This is a genomic window from Enterobacter sp. kpr-6 (genome assembly GCF_900116015.1).
GTDB lineage: Bacteria > Pseudomonadota > Gammaproteobacteria > Enterobacterales > Enterobacteriaceae > Enterobacter_D.
In genome coordinates this window covers 1-14,898 of the sequence record NZ_FOYH01000008.1, presented here as the reverse complement: position 1 = coordinate 14,898, position 14,898 = coordinate 1, and the positions used below count along the sequence as shown (strand labels likewise).

Annotated in this window: 17 protein-coding genes; 15 read left to right on the top strand and 2 right to left on the bottom strand. The window is 53.9% G+C overall.

Annotated features, from left to right (window positions below):
* The first annotated feature begins 159 nt into the window (after positions 1–159).
* Complete coding sequence (gene prs / locus BM373_RS16900; protein WP_090463941.1) at positions 160–1,020, top strand: ribose-phosphate diphosphokinase; 861 nt, start codon at positions 160–162, stop codon at positions 1,018–1,020.
* 13 nt (positions 1,021–1,033) lie between these two features.
* Positions 1,034–2,524, top strand: coding sequence for a nicotinate phosphoribosyltransferase (locus BM373_RS16895; protein ID WP_090463938.1), 1,491 nt, complete (start codon positions 1,034–1,036; stop codon positions 2,522–2,524).
* A 48-nt stretch (positions 2,525–2,572) separates the two neighbouring features.
* Here BM373_RS16895 and BM373_RS16890 read toward each other — a convergent pair whose 3' ends face one another.
* The gene (locus tag BM373_RS16890) at positions 2,573–4,474 is read right to left on the bottom strand and encodes an ABC transporter ATP-binding protein (protein ID WP_090463935.1); all 1,902 of its coding nucleotides are present in this window, start codon (positions 4,472–4,474) and stop codon (positions 2,573–2,575) included.
* 152 nt (positions 4,475–4,626) lie between these two features.
* Here BM373_RS16890 and kefG point away from each other — a divergent pair, with 152 nt between their 5' ends.
* The 4 genes from kefG to slyD all read left to right on the top strand — a co-directional run bounded on the left by kefG (position 4,627) and on the right by slyD (position 7,878).
* Positions 4,627–5,178, top strand: coding sequence for a glutathione-regulated potassium-efflux system ancillary protein KefG (gene kefG, locus BM373_RS16885; RefSeq protein ID WP_177220167.1), 552 nt, complete (start codon positions 4,627–4,629; stop codon positions 5,176–5,178).
* Positions 5,178–6,983, top strand: coding sequence for a glutathione-regulated potassium-efflux system protein KefB (gene kefB, locus BM373_RS16880; RefSeq protein ID WP_090463929.1), 1,806 nt, complete (start codon positions 5,178–5,180; stop codon positions 6,981–6,983). The genes kefG and kefB overlap by 1 nt, the downstream gene beginning before the upstream one ends.
* Positions 6,984–6,992: 9 nt before the next feature.
* Entirely contained in the window at positions 6,993–7,193 is a 201-nt protein-coding gene (locus tag BM373_RS16875; RefSeq protein ID WP_090463925.1) for a YheV family putative zinc ribbon protein, read from the top strand.
* 94 nt (positions 7,194–7,287) lie between these two features.
* The gene (gene slyD / locus BM373_RS16870; protein ID WP_090463922.1) at positions 7,288–7,878 is read left to right on the top strand and encodes a peptidylprolyl isomerase; all 591 of its coding nucleotides are present in this window, start codon (positions 7,288–7,290) and stop codon (positions 7,876–7,878) included.
* A 54-nt stretch (positions 7,879–7,932) separates the two neighbouring features.
* On the opposite strand, the gene BM373_RS16865 is transcribed toward slyD, so the two are convergent.
* Entirely contained in the window at positions 7,933–8,151 is a 219-nt protein-coding gene (locus BM373_RS16865; RefSeq protein ID WP_090463919.1) for a protein SlyX, read from the bottom strand.
* A 230-nt stretch (positions 8,152–8,381) separates the two neighbouring features.
* On the opposite strand from BM373_RS16865, the gene fkpA reads away from it, so the two are divergent.
* The 9 genes from fkpA to BM373_RS16820 all read left to right on the top strand — a co-directional run.
* Positions 8,382–9,203: an FKBP-type peptidyl-prolyl cis-trans isomerase gene (gene fkpA, locus BM373_RS16860; protein ID WP_090463916.1), complete on the top strand. Its 822-nt coding sequence runs from the start codon at positions 8,382–8,384 to the stop codon at positions 9,201–9,203.
* Positions 9,204–9,374: 171 nt separating this feature from the next.
* Complete coding sequence (locus BM373_RS16855) at positions 9,375–10,097, top strand: helix-turn-helix transcriptional regulator (protein WP_090463913.1); 723 nt, start codon at positions 9,375–9,377, stop codon at positions 10,095–10,097.
* Entirely contained in the window at positions 10,097–10,483 is a 387-nt protein-coding gene (gene tusD / locus BM373_RS16850; protein ID WP_090463910.1) for a sulfurtransferase complex subunit TusD, read from the top strand. Before BM373_RS16855 ends, tusD begins: the two co-directional genes overlap by 1 nt.
* Positions 10,483–10,842 (top strand): sulfurtransferase complex subunit TusC, encoded by a 360-nt coding sequence (gene tusC / locus BM373_RS16845; protein WP_090463907.1) that lies wholly within the window; start codon positions 10,483–10,485, stop codon positions 10,840–10,842. Before tusD ends, tusC begins: the two co-directional genes overlap by 1 nt.
* A 7-nt stretch (positions 10,843–10,849) precedes the next feature.
* Positions 10,850–11,137, top strand: coding sequence for a sulfurtransferase complex subunit TusB (tusB, locus tag BM373_RS16840; protein ID WP_090463904.1), 288 nt, complete (start codon positions 10,850–10,852; stop codon positions 11,135–11,137).
* Between the two features lie 124 nt (positions 11,138–11,261).
* A complete protein-coding gene (rpsL, locus tag BM373_RS16835; RefSeq protein WP_000246815.1) occupies positions 11,262–11,636 on the top strand; it encodes a 30S ribosomal protein S12 in 375 nt (124 codons plus the stop codon).
* A 95-nt stretch (positions 11,637–11,731) separates the two neighbouring features.
* A complete protein-coding gene (gene rpsG / locus BM373_RS16830) occupies positions 11,732–12,202 on the top strand; it encodes a 30S ribosomal protein S7 (RefSeq protein ID WP_090463901.1) in 471 nt (156 codons plus the stop codon).
* A 96-nt stretch (positions 12,203–12,298) separates the two neighbouring features.
* Entirely contained in the window at positions 12,299–14,413 is a 2,115-nt protein-coding gene (gene fusA, locus BM373_RS16825) for an elongation factor G (protein WP_090463898.1), read from the top strand.
* A 66-nt stretch (positions 14,414–14,479) separates the two neighbouring features.
* Positions 14,480–14,898, top strand: a 419-nt coding sequence (locus BM373_RS16820; protein WP_143102676.1) for a GTP-binding protein, incomplete at its 3' end; no start/stop codon positions are given.

Genomic DNA, 14,898 nt, shown 5'->3' with positions numbered 1-14,898 from the left:
AGTCCTCTTTCGGACGTAAAGTTTACTTTTTTTATGTTACTCATCAGTGGCTTATTTATTTTTCACCATGATTTTGGCTAAACGGCTTGCATGATAAGTGTCTTTGGGACAATAATAAAAGTGTCGAAGGGACATTAATTGGTTTGCACGAGGTGAAAAATGGAAAACGGACTTGAACTCTTTCTGGATAATCAGCCGGTTACTCTCGCAAGCGGGACGTTCCCGGACGGCGCAGTATGGGTAAAAGTGATGGATGCGCTTCCTCGTACTGCACAGCAGATGCGTATTCGCGCCGCCGCCATGCGCGATATGAATGATTTCATGCGCCTCGCGCAATTAGTCGATGCCGTTCGACAGGTGACCGACGTGACGATTAGCCATCTCGAATTACCCTGGCTGCCTTATGCCCGCCAGGATCGCCACATGGTGGCAGGCGACAGCTTCGCGCTGAAAGTCTTTGCCTCGCTGCTCAACACCCTCAATTTCAGCAAAGTTTTTATCCTCGATCCGCACAGCGACGCTGCAGCGGCAGCGATCAATAACGTTATCGTGATCCCGCAGGAAACCTGTTTGCTGCAAAGCACGACTTTGCGTCGCGCTATTGCGCAGGGCGAACTGATGCTGGTTGCGCCGGATGCCGGTGCGCTGAAAAAAATTCATAACGTGGCGAGTGCCAGCGGTGCGCATGACTACGCCATTCTGACAAAACAGCGCGATGTGGCGACCGGTCAACTGACGGGCTTTGCGCTGGTCGCCGGGGAGGTCGCGGGTAAGGATGTGCTGATTGTGGATGACCTGTGCGATGCCGGCGGTACTTTTATCGGTTCGGCGCAGGTGCTGCGCGAAGCAGGCGCACGTCGCGTCAGCCTGTATGTCACCCACGGCGTGTTTTCTAAAGGCGTTGAGAATCTGCTGAATAACGGCATTGACGCCCTCTATACCACCACCTCACTGACTTCACCGACCCTTGCGCATCCGCAGGTCGAACTCATTGATATTGACACCATTTATCGCACTTAACGGGGCTAACATTATGAAAATGAATCCGATTCTGGCTATTGATGGCTACAAAGTGTCACACCGCGCCCAGTACCCGCAGGGCACCACGCAGGTGTATTCCAATTTTACCCCGCGCAGCGACCGTTTTTTCCAGTCACCCGTCGCAGACGGCAAACTGGTGTTTTTTGGCTTACAGGGTTTTCTGCAATGGTTCATGGTCGATCTGTTTAACGACGCTTTTTTTGCCCGTCCGGAAAACGAGGTCGTTAACGAATACAAACAGGTGATGGACAGCTATCTCGGACAGGATACGGTGGCGGTCGATCACATCCGTGCGCTACACCAGCTGGGCTACCTGCCGCTGCACATTAAATCGCTGGACGAAGGCAGTACGGTGCCAATGGCGGTACCGGTGTTAACCATCACCAATACCCGGCCGGAATTTTTCTGGCTGGTCAATTACCTGGAAACCGTGCTGTCAGCGGAACTGTGGAAAGCCTCAACCAATGCCACCATCGCGCACCACTACCGTAAAATCTGTGCGCGCTGGGCGGAAAAAACCTGTAGCGATCTGACGCACCTCGATTTCCAGTGCCATGATTTTTCGTTTCGCGGCATGGCCGGGTTGCAGGACACGATGCAGGCGGGCAGCGGGCATCTGCTGAGTTTCAAAGGCACTGACAGTATTCCGGCGCTGCTCTATGCCCGCGATTATTACACTGAGGGTGAGGCCTATTTTATTGGGGCCAGCATTCCGGCGACCGAGCACAGCGTTATGTGCATGGGGGAGCGCGAACATGAAATCGATACCTTCCGTCGCCTGATTGTCGATCTCTATCCGCAAGGTTTCGTCTCCATCGTTTCTGATACCTGGGATTACTGGCAGGTGCTGACCGGGTTCACCCGTGAGCTGAAAAGCAGCATTCTCGCGCGGGAAGGGCGGGTGGTCTTTCGCCCGGACAGTGGGGATCCGGTGGAAATCCTCTGCGGAACAGGGGCTGACGACGACACCCGCACGGATCGCACGCCACAGGAGAAAGGGTCGGTTGAAGTGCTGTGGGAGATTTTCGGCGGCACGGTGAATGAAAAGGGCTATAAAGTGCTCGATCCGCACGTAGGGCTGATTTATGGCGATTCCATTACGCTTGAACGGGCCAATGAGATCCTGCGTCGCCTGGCGGCAAAAGGTTTCGCCAGTTCAAGTGTAGTGTTTGGCGTGGGCTCGTTCACCTATCAGTACAATACGCGCGACACCTTTGGCTTTGCGATGAAAGCCACCTGGGGCGAAGTTGACGGCAAAGGGCGCACCATCTTTAAAGAACCGAAAACTGATAATGGCCTGAAACGGTCAGCCCGTGGACTGCTGCGGGTGACCCGTGATGACGAGGGAGAATTACGCCTTCATGATGAGCAGAGTTGGGCGCAGGAGCAGGAAGGTGAACTGAAAACCCGCTTTCTGGATGGCAAACTGTTTAACCGCGAGCATTTTGAGCAAATCCGCCAGCGTCTGGCAGCACAGCGCTGATTCAAAAACGCCGGATACAGTGCTTTAGCACCGCATCCGGCAATCTGTTTACTCCGCCAGCATCTGCTCCAGTTTTTCCTGTGCTTCAAGCCACGCCATTTCACACTCTTCAAGCCCGGCTTTGGCGCTGGCCTGTGCCTGTAAACAGGCGGTGAGTTCGGCCTTGCGGCTTTGATCGTACAGGCCGCTGTCGCCCAGTTTTTCTTCCGCGCTGGCCTGCTGGGCGTGCAGTTTTTCCATCTCTTTTTCCAGACGGGCGATCTCTTTACGCAGCGGCTGAGTCTGCGTGCGCAACTCTGCTTCGCGGCGCTTCTGATCTTTACGCGACTGAGCGCTGTTGGCGTTGTCTTTCGCTGAGTCGTCCGGCTGGTTTTCCTGCTTTTGCACTTCGCTCAGCCACTTCTGGTAATCCTCCAGATCGCCGTCAAAGGGCTCGACTTTGCCGTCGTGAACCAGGTAGAGATCGTCGGTGGTGGAGCGCAGAAGGTGACGGTCGTGCGAAACCACGACCAGCGCGCCTTCGAACTCGATCAGCGCTTCGGTCAGGGCCTGACGCATATCGAGATCAAGGTGGTTGGTCGGTTCATCAAGCAGCAGCAGGTTAGGGCGCTGCCAGACGATGAGCGCCAGCACCAGGCGGGCTTTTTCACCCCCGGAAAAGCGTTCGGTTCTTTCGGTCACTTTATCGCCCTGGAAACCAAAACCGCCGAGATAATCGCGCAGCTTCTGCTCCAGTTCCTGCGGCGCAAGGCGCGCCAGATGCTGGAGCGGCGATTCATCAGCGCGTAAAAATTCCAGTTGATGCTGTGCGAAGTAGCCAAGTTTGATGCCCTTCGCTAAACCGATATCGCCTTTTTGCGCCGCCAGTTCACCCGCCAGCAGTTTGATAAGCGTAGATTTCCCCGCACCGTTGCGGCCCAGAAGACCAATGCGTGAGCCGGGAACCAGGTTTAGTTTGATGGAATCGAGGATCGTGCGATCGCCATAACCCGCGCTAACCTTTTCCATTTTTAGCAACGGGTTCGGCAGACTTTCCGGCGCGCGGAAGCTGAAGTGGAACGGGTTATCGACGTGCGCCGGGGCGATAAGCTCCATGCGCTCAAGCATCTTCACGCGGCTTTGCGCCTGTTTAGCTTTACTGGCCTTGGCTTTGAAGCGATCGATAAAACTTTGCAGATGCGCCACGCGCGCCTGCTGGCTTTCGTAAGTCGCCTGCTGCTGGGAAAGACGGGTTGCGCGCTGGCGCTCGAAGGCGCTGTAGTTGCCGGTATATTCGAACAGGCTTTCCTGCTCGATATGAATAATTTTATCCACCACCGGATCGAGGAAGTCACGGTCGTGAGAGATCAGGATCAGGGTGCCCGAATAACTTTTCAGCCATTTTTCCAGCCAGATCACTGCGTCGAGATCGAGGTGGTTGGTCGGTTCGTCGAGCAGCAGCAGATCGGAGCGGCAGATCAGCGCCTGGGCAAGGTTAAGACGCATGCGCCAGCCACCGGAGAAGTCGCTGACCGGACGCGTAAGCTGCTCGTTAGAGAAGCCGAGACCGTGGAGCAGGCTGGAGGCGCGGGAGCGAATGGTCCAGGCGTCGATAGCGTCGAGCTTGCCGTGAACGGTGGCAATCGCGTGACCGTCGTTGCGCGCGTTGGCGTCATTCAGCTCTGCTTCAAACTGGCGATACTGACGATCGCCGTCGATAACATAGTCCAGCGCAGGCGTGCTGAGGGCCGGGGTTTCCTGATTCACCCACGCCAGTTGCCAGTTTCCTGGATAGGTGAAACTGCCGCCGTCGGCGCTGAGTTCATTTTTCAGCAGCGCCAGAAGCGTCGATTTCCCGCAGCCGTTTTTACCCACCAGGCCCACTTTCTGACCAGGGTTAATGGTGGCGGTCGCGTTATCCAGCAGGACACGCACGCCACGACGAATTTGTAACGAGGAGAAAACAATCATAAAGCGCCGTATGTTTGGACTATGTTAATTTGTCATTATGGTATTGTGCGGTGGCGAGCAGAGACGCCGCACCGGGGCGCAATGGTAGCCCAAAACGAAGACGATAGACAAAATCATTAAGAATGATGAGCATGACACCCGGGAGGGGAATGATGTCCCAGCCAGCGAAAGTATTGCTGCTGTATGCCCATCCGGAAGCCCAGGACTCGGTAGCCAACCGGGTTTTGCTGAAACCGGCAATGCAACTGCACAACGTGACCGTGCACGATCTCTATGCACACTATCCCGATTTTTTTATCGACATTCCGCGCGAACAGGCGCTGCTGCGCGAGCATGATGTCATCGTGTTCCAGCATCCGCTTTACACCTATAGCTGCCCCGCATTACTCAAAGAGTGGCTGGATCGGGTGCTGAGCCGCGGCTTTGCCAGCGGCCCTGGCGGAAATCAACTGGCAGGAAAATACTGGCGGAGCGTGATCACCACTGGCGAACCGGAGAGTGCCTACCGCCATGACGGACTGAACCGCTATCCGATGAGCGATATTTTACGCCCGTTCGAACTGACGGCGGCCATGTGCAAAATGCACTGGATGAGCCCGATCCTGGTCTACTGGGCACGACGCCAACCGAAGCTGGAGCTTGAGAGCCACGCGAAAGCGTACGGTGACTGGCTGGCGTCGCCGGTGATGGCGGGAGGCCAGTGATGGAAGGTTCCGATCTGTTACTGGCAGGGGTGTTATTCCTGTTTGCCGCCGTGGTGGCGGTGCCGCTGGCAGCGCGGCTTGGCATCGGTGCGGTGCTGGGCTACCTGCTGGCGGGCATTGCCATCGGCCCGTGGGGACTGGGTTTTATCAGCGATGTGGATGAAATCCTGCATTTCTCCGAGCTGGGCGTGGTGTTTCTGATGTTTATCATCGGGCTGGAGCTGAATCCCTCGAAGCTCTGGCACCTGCGGCAGTCAATCTTCGGCGTGGGGGCCGCGCAGGTATTATTAAGCGCGGCGATCCTCGCCGGCCTGCTGATGCTGACGGAGTTTTCGTGGCAGGCGGCGGTGATTGGCGGTATTGGGCTGGCGATGTCCTCCACCGCAATGGCGCTGCAGTTGATGCGCGATAAAGGCATGAATCGCAACGAGTCCGGACAGCTTGGTTTCTCGGTGCTGCTGTTTCAGGATCTGGCGGTGATCCCGGCGCTGGCGCTGGTGCCGCTGCTGGCGGGCAATGGCGACGATCACCTTGACTGGATGAAGGTCGGCATGAAGGTGCTGGCGTTCGCGGGGATGCTGGTGGGTGGGCGCTATTTGCTGCGTCCGGTGTTTCGTTACATCGCAACCTCGGGCGTGCGCGAGGTGTTTACCGCCGCCACACTGCTGCTGGTGCTGGGGGCGGCGCTGTTTATGGACGCGCTGGGGCTGTCGATGGCGCTCGGCACTTTTATTGCCGGGGTGCTGCTGGCAGAAAGCGAGTACCGGCATGAGCTTGAGATGTCCATCGATCCCTTTAAGGGCCTGCTGCTGGGGCTGTTTTTCATTTCGGTCGGCATGTCGCTCAATATCGGGATCCTGTATACGCATATCCTCTGGGTGATCATGAGCGTGGTGGTGCTGGTGGCGGTGAAGTCACTGGTGCTGTACGGGCTGGCGCGAATATATGGCCTGCGAAGCTCTGAACGGATGCAGTTTGCCGGCGTGCTGAGTCAGGGCGGGGAGTTCGCCTTTGTGCTCTTTTCAGCGGCGTCATCGCAGAAGTTGTTCCACAATGATCAGATGGCCCTGTTGCTGGTGACGGTCACGCTGTCGATGATGACCACGCCGCTGTTAATGAAAGCGACGGACAAGCTGATCTCGCGCCGGTTGAACAGCCCGGACGATGAAGATGAAGCGCCGTGGGTGGAGGACGATAAGCCCCAGGTGATTATCGTCGGCTTTGGTCGCTTTGGGCAGGTCATCGGACGTTTGCTGATGGCCAATAAAATGCGCATCACCGTGCTTGAGCGCGATATCAGTGCGGTAAACCTGATGCGCAAATATGGCTACAAAGTTTATTACGGCGATGCCACTCAGGTGGAGTTGCTGCGCTCGGCGGGGGCAGCGGAAGCGCAGTCTATTGTTATCACCTGCAACGAGCCGGAAGACACCATGAAGCTGGTGCATATTTGCCAGCAGCATTTCCCGCATCTGGCAATTATGGCCCGCGCACGGGGCCGCGTGGAAGCGCATGAGCTTTTACAGGCGGGCGTAACGCAGTTCTCGCGTGAGACGTTCTCCAGCGCACTGGAACTGGGGCGTAAGGCGCTGATTTCTTTAGGCGTGCATCCTCACCAGGCGCAGCGCGCGCAGCTGCATTTCCGCCGCCTTGATATGCGGATGCTCAGGGAACTGATGCCAGTGCACAGCGATACGGCGCAGATCTCCCGCGTGCGGGAAGCGCGACGTGAACTGGAGGAAATTTTCCAGCGCGAGATGCAGCAGGAGCGGCGTCAGTTAGACGGCTGGGATGAATTCGAGTAAGGAAAATGTATGACAACACGTAAACGTTTTATTGCCGGAGCGAAATGCCCGGCCTGCCAGGCGCAGGATACGCTGGCAATGTGGCGCGAAAATAATGTCGATATTGTTGAGTGTGTTAAGTGCGGTCATCAGATGCGCGAGGCCGATAAAGAGGTTCGCGAGCATGTTCGCAAAGAAGAGCAAGTGATCGGGATTTTTCACCCGGACTAGCGATATACCCCAGCTTTTTTTATGCTTAAGGGTACACAGGGGCAGAATTCCGTTACAATCTGCGCCAGTATTTTTCCCACGCTCAGGAGATATCATGAAAGTAGCAAAAGACCTGGTGGTCAGCCTGGCCTATCAGGTACGTACAGAAGACGGTGTATTGGTTGATGAGTCTCCGGTGAGTGCGCCGCTGGACTACCTGCACGGTCACGGTTCCCTGATCTCCGGCCTGGAAAACGCGCTGGAAGGTCACGAACCAGGCGACAAATTTGACGTGGCAGTGGCTGCGGGCGATGCGTACGGTCAGTACGACGAGAACCTGGTGCAGCGCGTTCCTAAAGACGTGTTCATGGGCGTTGACGAGTTACAGGTTGGGATGCGTTTCCTTGCTGAAACCGATCAGGGTCCGGTGCCGGTTGAAATTACCGAAGTGGAAGACGATCACGTTGTGGTTGACGGTAACCACATGCTGGCTGGTCAGAACCTGAAGTTCAACGTTGAAGTTGTGGCGATCCGTGAAGCGACCGAAGAAGAACTGGCTCATGGCCACGTTCACGGTGCACACGGCCACGATCATGACCACGAACACGGTGACGGCTGCTGCGGCGGTCACGGCCACGATCACGATCATGGTCATGACCACGGTAAAGGTGGTTGCGGCGGTCACGGCGGCTGCGGTTGCCATTAATACCCGTCCTGACGCGGTAAATAAAAAAGCGGGCATGCCCGCTTTTTTTACGTCTCAATAGTGGGGCGGCGGCGTCTCTTCAGACTGCGACGCAATGTGCGACGGCTGGCTGGCCTTGAGCTTGTCGGTGAGCAGACGCATGACATCCCGGAGCCTGGCCATTTCCAGTTCGTGCGCGGTGACGGTCTGGTTCAGTTCTTCGATGGTGATTTCCTGAAAGGCCAGACGGCTTTCCAGTTCAGCGAGTCGGTTTTCGAATTGTGTGTCCTGCATGATTCACCTCATGAAACATCTTTTGCCAGAGTGGGCGGCGGCGAATTTTACCCGAGTTTACCCCTGTGTGCAGTATTCATCCCATTGGGAAGAAACTAATTTAAACAAAAATAGTCTCAAATGTGGCGATTATCGGGGAAGTCCTTATGTTGATTTCTCCCGCAACGATTTATAGTACGCTTCTCAATTACGTTAACGAGGGATAAGCGTCCCCGGCCCTGGAGATATGGATGAAATCACTGTTTAAAGTCACGCTGCTGGCGACCACAATGGCCGTTGCTCTGAATGCACCACTCACGTTTGCTGCTGATACCGCGGCAAAACCTGCTGCCACCGCCGACAGCAAATCCGCATTCAAAAATGACGACCAGAAATCTGCCTATGCGTTGGGCGCTTCACTGGGTCGTTACATGGAAAACTCCCTGAAAGAACAAGAAAAACTGGGCATCAAACTGGATAAAGATCAGCTGATCGCCGGTGTTCAGGATGCATTCGCTGATAAGAGCAAGCTCTCCGATCAGGAAATCGAACAGACTCTGCAGGCATTTGAAGCGCGCGTGAAGACTTCCGCTCAGGCGAAGATGGAAAAAGACGCCGCTGATAACGAAGCGAAAGGTAAAGCCTTCCGCGATAACTTCGCCAAAGAAAAAGACGTGAAAACCTCCTCTACCGGCCTGCTTTATAAAGTTGAGAAAGCCGGTACTGGCGATGCACCGAAAGACAGCGATACCGTGGTAGTGAACTACAAAGGTACGCTGACTGACGGTAAAGAGTTCGATAACTCTTACACCCGTGGCGAACCGCTCTCCTTCCGTCTTGATGGCGTGATCCCAGGCTGGACCGAAGGCCTGAAAAACATCAAGAAAGGCGGCAAAATCAAGCTGGTAATCCCACCGGCACTGGCGTATGGCAAGAATGGCGTTCCGGGTATTCCGGCTAACTCCACGCTGGTATTTGATGTCGAACTGCTGGACATTAAACCAGCACCGAAAGCCGATGCGCAGCCAGAAGCCGCTCCGGCTGATAAAGCAGCTGACGCGGACAAGAAGTAAAAATCTGCGAGCCGCCGCCTGAATGGGCGGCGGTTTTTTATTGCAGGGCCGATATAATTAACTTATCGCTGGAAAGCATCACCTACGCTGTATTAATTTAGTCGTCCGTGTAAATGATGAGCCTGCCCTGAAAAGTTAACGACAGGCTCCTGAAAAGGAGTGTTTTTTTTCATGTCCAGGTCGCTATTAACCAACGAAACCAGTGAACTCGATTTGCTGGATCAACGTCCTTTCGATCAGACCGACTTCGATATCCTCAAATCCTACGAAGCGGTAGTGGACGGGTTAGCGATGCTCATTGGCTCCCACTGCGAAATCGTATTGCACTCTTTGCAGGATCTAAAATGCTCGGCCATCCGTATTGCTAACGGTGAACACACCGGACGTAAAATCGGTTCGCCGATCACCGACCTTGCCCTGCGTATGCTGCACGACATGACCGGCGCGGATAGCAGCGTCTCCAAATGCTATTTTACGCGTGCTAAAAGCGGCGTATTAATGAAGTCGGTGACTATCGCTATTCGTAACCGCGAACATCGCGTGATTGGCTTGCTGTGCATCAACATGAATCTTGATGTGCCGTTCTCGCAAATTATGAGCACTTTTATCCCGCCGGAAACTCCGGATGTGGGTTCCTCGGTTAACTTTGCCTCGTCGGTTGAGGATCTGGTGACACAAACGCTGGAGTTCACCATCGAAGAAGTTAACGCCGATCGCAACGTTTCTAACAATGCAAAAAATCGCCAGATCGTTCTGAATCTTTACGAAAAAGGAATTTTCGATATCAAGGATGCCATCAATCAGGTGGCCGACCGCTTAAATATCTCCAAGCACACCGTGTATCTCTATATTCGCCAGTTCAAAAGCGGCGACTTCCTGGGGCAGGAAAAGTAATGCGTTTCACCATTCTGGTGACGGGGCCTGCTTATGGTACACAGCAGGCCAGCAGCGCTTTGCAGTTTGCTCGTGCTCTGCTCAATGCAGGGCATGAACTGATCAGCGTCTTTTTCTACCGCGAAGGGGTGTATAACGCTAATCAGCTTACCGCACCGGCCAGCGATGAATTCGATCTGGTACGCGCCTGGCAACAGTTACATACCGATCACGGCGTGGCGCTGGAAATTTGCGTCGCGGCGGCGTTACGACGCGGGGTGACTGACGAAACCGAAGCGCAACAGTTAGGTCTGGCTGGTGCAAATTTACAGCCTGGCTTTACCCTGAGCGGTCTGGGAGCGCTGGCGCAAGCCGCGCTGACCTGTGACCGGATGGTGCAATTCTGATGAAACGTGTGGCTTTTGTCTTTAACAGCGCACCGCATGGCTCCTCCGCCGGGCGCGAAGGTCTTGATGCGCTACTGGCGACGTCGGCGCTGACGGACGACATCGGCGTCTTTTTTATCGGTGATGGCGTGTTTCAGCTTCTTGCATCACAGCAGCCTGCCGGCATTCTGGCGCGAGACTACATTTCAACGTTCAAACTCTTGCCGCTGTACGATATCGAAAACTGCTGGCTCTGTGCGGCATCGTTACGCGAGAGGGGATTAATCGAATCGACATCATTTGTCCTTTCAGCCGATGCGCTTGAGCCTGATGTACTGCGTGAGCGGCTCAACGATTACGACGTTGTAATGACTTTCTGAGGCTTCTATGTTGCACATTCTGCGTCATTCACCCTGGCACTGCGATATGGATACGATGCTGCGTACGCTGCAAGCGGGGGACGATCTGTTACTGCTTTCAGATGGGGTGATCGCCGGGACGGAAGGCGGGCGTTATCTTGATTTATTACGGGCGGTCCCCATATCACTCCATGCACTCGAAGAAGACATTGCAGCGCGTGGCCTGAGTGGTCAAATTTCGAACGATATTATCAGGGTTAGCTATAATGACTTCGTCAGCCTGGCGGTTAAGCACGCCTCGCAGATGACCTGGTAGTATGGGATCGCTGTATATTTCTTGACACCTTTTCAGCACAGCCCTAAAATTCTGCGTCCTCATATTGTATGAGGGCGTTTTATTACGTGTTTACGAAGCAAAAGCTAAAACCAGGAGCTATTTAATGGCAACAGTTAACCAGCTGGTACGCAAACCACGCGCACGCAAAGTTGCAAAGAGCAACGTGCCTGCGCTGGAAGCATGCCCGCAAAAACGTGGTGTATGTACTCGTGTATATACCACCACCCCGAAAAAACCGAACTCCGCACTGCGTAAAGTTTGCCGTGTTCGTCTGACTAACGGTTTTGAAGTGACTTCCTACATCGGTGGTGAAGGTCACAACCTGCAGGAGCACTCCGTGATCCTGATCCGTGGCGGTCGTGTTAAAGACCTTCCGGGTGTTCGTTACCACACCGTTCGTGGTGCGCTTGACTGCTCCGGCGTTAAAGACCGTAAGCAAGCTCGCTCCAAGTATGGCGTGAAGCGTCCTAAGGCTTAATGGTTCTCCGTTAAGTAAGGCCAAACGTTTTATATTAATGTCAAACTAAACTCTTTGAGTTTTGGACAATCCTGAATTAACAACGGAGTATTTCCATGCCACGTCGTCGCGTCATTGGTCAGCGTAAAATTCTGCCGGATCCTAAGTTCGGATCAGAGCTGCTGGCTAAATTTGTAAATATCCTGATGGTAGATGGTAAAAAATCTACTGCAGAAGCAATCGTCTATACCGCTCTTGAGACCCTGGCTCAACGTAGCGGTAAAGGCCACCTGGAAGCATTCGAAGTCGCTCTGGACAACGTTCGTCCGACTGTCGAAGTTAAGTCCCGCCGCGTTGGTGGTTCAACTTATCAGGTTCCAGTTGAAGTACGTCCGGTTCGTCGTAATGCCCTGGCAATGCGTTGGATCGTTGAAGCTGCTCGTAAACGCGGTGATAAATCCATGGCTCTGCGCCTGGCGAACGAACTTTCTGATGCTGCAGACAACAAAGGTACTGCAGTTAAGAAACGTGAAGACGTTCACCGTATGGCAGAAGCCAACAAGGCGTTCGCTCACTACCGTTGGTAATCCCTTCGGAGTTTTAGTCACCTGGCGGGCGCTTCTGGTAAGCAGCCCGCTTTGGGCTACTTAAATTGAACGCCTAAAAGATAAACGAGGAATCAAATGGCTCGTACAACACCCATCGCACGCTACCGTAACATTGGTATCAGTGCGCACATCGACGCCGGTAAAACCACTACTACCGAACGTATTCTGTTCTACACCGGTGTAAACCATAAAATCGGTGAAGTTCATGACGGCGCCGCAACCATGGACTGGATGGAGCAGGAGCAGGAGCGTGGTATTACCATTACCTCCGCAGCAACTACTGCATTCTGGTCTGGTATGGCGAAGCAGTATGAACCGCATCGCGTAAACATCATCGACACCCCGGGGCACGTTGACTTCACTATCGAAGTAGAACGTTCCATGCGTGTTCTTGACGGTGCGGTAATGGTTTACTGCGCAGTTGGTGGTGTTCAGCCACAGTCTGAAACTGTATGGCGTCAGGCTAACAAATACAAAGTTCCGCGTATTGCGTTCGTTAACAAAATGGACCGCATGGGCGCGAACTTCCTGAAAGTTGTTGGTCAGATCAAATCCCGTCTGGGCGCGAACCCGGTTCCGCTGCAGTTGGCGATTGGTGCCGAAGAAGGCTTCACCGGCGTTATCGACCTGGTGAAAATGAAAGCCATCAACTGGAACGATGCCGATCAGGGCGTGACCTTCGAATACGAAGACATTCCTGCTGAGATGGTCGATCTGGCTGAAGAATGGCACCAGAACCTGATTGAATCCGCAGCTGAAGCATCAGAAGAGCTGATGGAAAAATACCTGGGCGGCGAAGAGCTGACTGAGGAAGAAATCAAGACGGCTCTGCGTCAGCGCGTTCTGAACAACGAAATTATCCTGGTAACCTGTGGTTCTGCATTTAAGAACAAAGGCGTACAGGCGATGCTGGATGCGGTAATTGATTACCTGCCGGCACCGACAGACGTACCGGCAATCAACGGTATGCTGGATGACGGTAAAGATACTCCGGCTGAGCGTCACGCAAGTGATGAAGAGCCGTTCTCTGCACTGGCGTTCAAAATCGCTACCGACCCGTTCGTTGGTAACCTGACGTTCTTCCGTGTGTACTCCGGTGTGGTTAACTCTGGTGATACCGTGCTGAACTCCGTGAAATCTGCACGTGAGCGTTTTGGCCGTATCGTTCAGATGCACGCTAACAAACGTGAAGAGATCAAAGAAGTTCGTGCGGGCGACATCGCTGCGGCGATCGGTCTGAAAGACGTGACTACTGGTGACACCCTGTGTAACCCGGATCACCCGATCATTCTGGAACGTATGGAATTCCCGGAACCGGTAATCTCCATCGCTGTAGAACCGAAAACCAAAGCTGACCAGGAAAAAATGGGTCTGGCTCTGGGCCGTCTGGCTAAAGAAGACCCGTCATTCCGCGTATGGACTGATGAAGAGTCTAACCAGACCATCATCGCTGGTATGGGTGAGCTGCACCTCGACATCATCGTTGACCGTATGAAGCGTGAATTCAACGTTGAAGCGAACGTGGGTAAACCTCAGGTTGCTTATCGTGAAGCGATTCGTACGAAAGTTACCGATATCGAAGGTAAACACGCCAAGCAATCTGGTGGTCGTGGTCAGTATGGTCATGTTGTTATCGACATGTACCCACTGGAGCCGGGCTCAAATCCGAAAGGTTACGAGTTCGTCAACGACATTAAAGGTGGTGTAATTCCTGGCGAATACATCCCTGCCGTTGATAAAGGTATTCAGGAACAGCTGAAGTCTGGTCCGCTGGCGGGTTACCCGGTAGTTGACATGGGCGTGCGTCTGCACTTCGGTTCTTACCATGACGTTGACTCCTCTGAGCTGGCGTTTAAACTGGCTGCTTCTATCGCCTTTAAAGATGGCTTTAAGAAAGCAAAACCAGTGCTGCTTGAGCCTATCATGAAGGTTGAAGTTGAAACTCCGGAAGAGAACACGGGTGACGTCATCGGTGACTTGAGCCGTCGTCGTGGTATGCTGCGCGGTCAGGAATCTGAAGTAACTGGCGTTAAGATCCATGCTGAAGTTCCGCTGTCTGAAATGTTCGGATACGCAACTCAACTGCGTTCTCTGACCAAAGGTCGTGCATCATACACGATGGAATTCCTGAAGTATGATGATGCGCCGAACAACGTTGCTCAGGCCGTAATTGAAGCCCGTGGTAAATAAGCCGCAGGGTTAAAACAAAGTCCCGTACCCCCTCGGTGAGGGGGTACTATAGTAAGGAATATAGCCGTGTCTAAAGAAAAATTTGAACGTACAAAACCGCACGTTAACGTGGGCACCATCGGCCACGTTGACCACGGTAAAACTACTCTGACCGCTGCCATCACTACCGTTCTGGCTAAAACCTACGGTGGTTCTGCTCGTGCATTCGACCAGATCGATAACGCGCCGGAAGAAAAAGCTCGTGGTATCACCATCAACACCTCTCACGTTGAATATGACACCCCGACCCGCCACTACGCACACGTAGACTGCCCGGGCCACGCCGACTATGTTAAAAACATGATCACCGGTGCTGCCCAGATGGATGGCGCGATCCTGGTTGTTGCTGCGACTGACGGCCCGATGCCGCAGACCCGTGAGCACATCCTGCTGGGTCGCCAGGTAGGCGTTCCGTTCATCATCGTGTTCCTGAACAAATGCGACAT

Bases quoted from the DNA above. Each gene is read 5' to 3' on its own strand.
- prs (WP_090463941.1), top strand. From the start codon at position 160: ATGGAAAACGGACTTGAACTCTTTCTGGATAATCAGCCGGTTACTCTC.
- BM373_RS16895 (WP_090463938.1), top strand. From the start codon at position 1,034: ATGAAAATGAATCCGATTCTGGCTATTGATGGCTACAAAGTGTCACAC.
- BM373_RS16890 (WP_090463935.1), bottom strand. From the start codon at position 4,474: ATGATTGTTTTCTCCTCGTTACAAATTCGTCGTGGCGTGCGTGTCCTG.
- kefG (WP_177220167.1), top strand. From the start codon at position 4,627: ATGTCCCAGCCAGCGAAAGTATTGCTGCTGTATGCCCATCCGGAAGCC.
- kefB (WP_090463929.1), top strand. From the start codon at position 5,178: ATGGAAGGTTCCGATCTGTTACTGGCAGGGGTGTTATTCCTGTTTGCC.
- BM373_RS16875 (WP_090463925.1), top strand. From the start codon at position 6,993: ATGACAACACGTAAACGTTTTATTGCCGGAGCGAAATGCCCGGCCTGC.
- slyD (WP_090463922.1), top strand. From the start codon at position 7,288: ATGAAAGTAGCAAAAGACCTGGTGGTCAGCCTGGCCTATCAGGTACGT.
- BM373_RS16865 (WP_090463919.1), bottom strand. From the start codon at position 8,151: ATGCAGGACACACAATTCGAAAACCGACTCGCTGAACTGGAAAGCCGT.
- fkpA (WP_090463916.1), top strand. From the start codon at position 8,382: ATGAAATCACTGTTTAAAGTCACGCTGCTGGCGACCACAATGGCCGTT.
- BM373_RS16855 (WP_090463913.1), top strand. From the start codon at position 9,375: ATGTCCAGGTCGCTATTAACCAACGAAACCAGTGAACTCGATTTGCTG.
- tusD (WP_090463910.1), top strand. From the start codon at position 10,097: ATGCGTTTCACCATTCTGGTGACGGGGCCTGCTTATGGTACACAGCAG.
- tusC (WP_090463907.1), top strand. From the start codon at position 10,483: ATGAAACGTGTGGCTTTTGTCTTTAACAGCGCACCGCATGGCTCCTCC.
- tusB (WP_090463904.1), top strand. From the start codon at position 10,850: ATGTTGCACATTCTGCGTCATTCACCCTGGCACTGCGATATGGATACG.
- rpsL (WP_000246815.1), top strand. From the start codon at position 11,262: ATGGCAACAGTTAACCAGCTGGTACGCAAACCACGCGCACGCAAAGTT.
- rpsG (WP_090463901.1), top strand. From the start codon at position 11,732: ATGCCACGTCGTCGCGTCATTGGTCAGCGTAAAATTCTGCCGGATCCT.
- fusA (WP_090463898.1), top strand. From the start codon at position 12,299: ATGGCTCGTACAACACCCATCGCACGCTACCGTAACATTGGTATCAGT.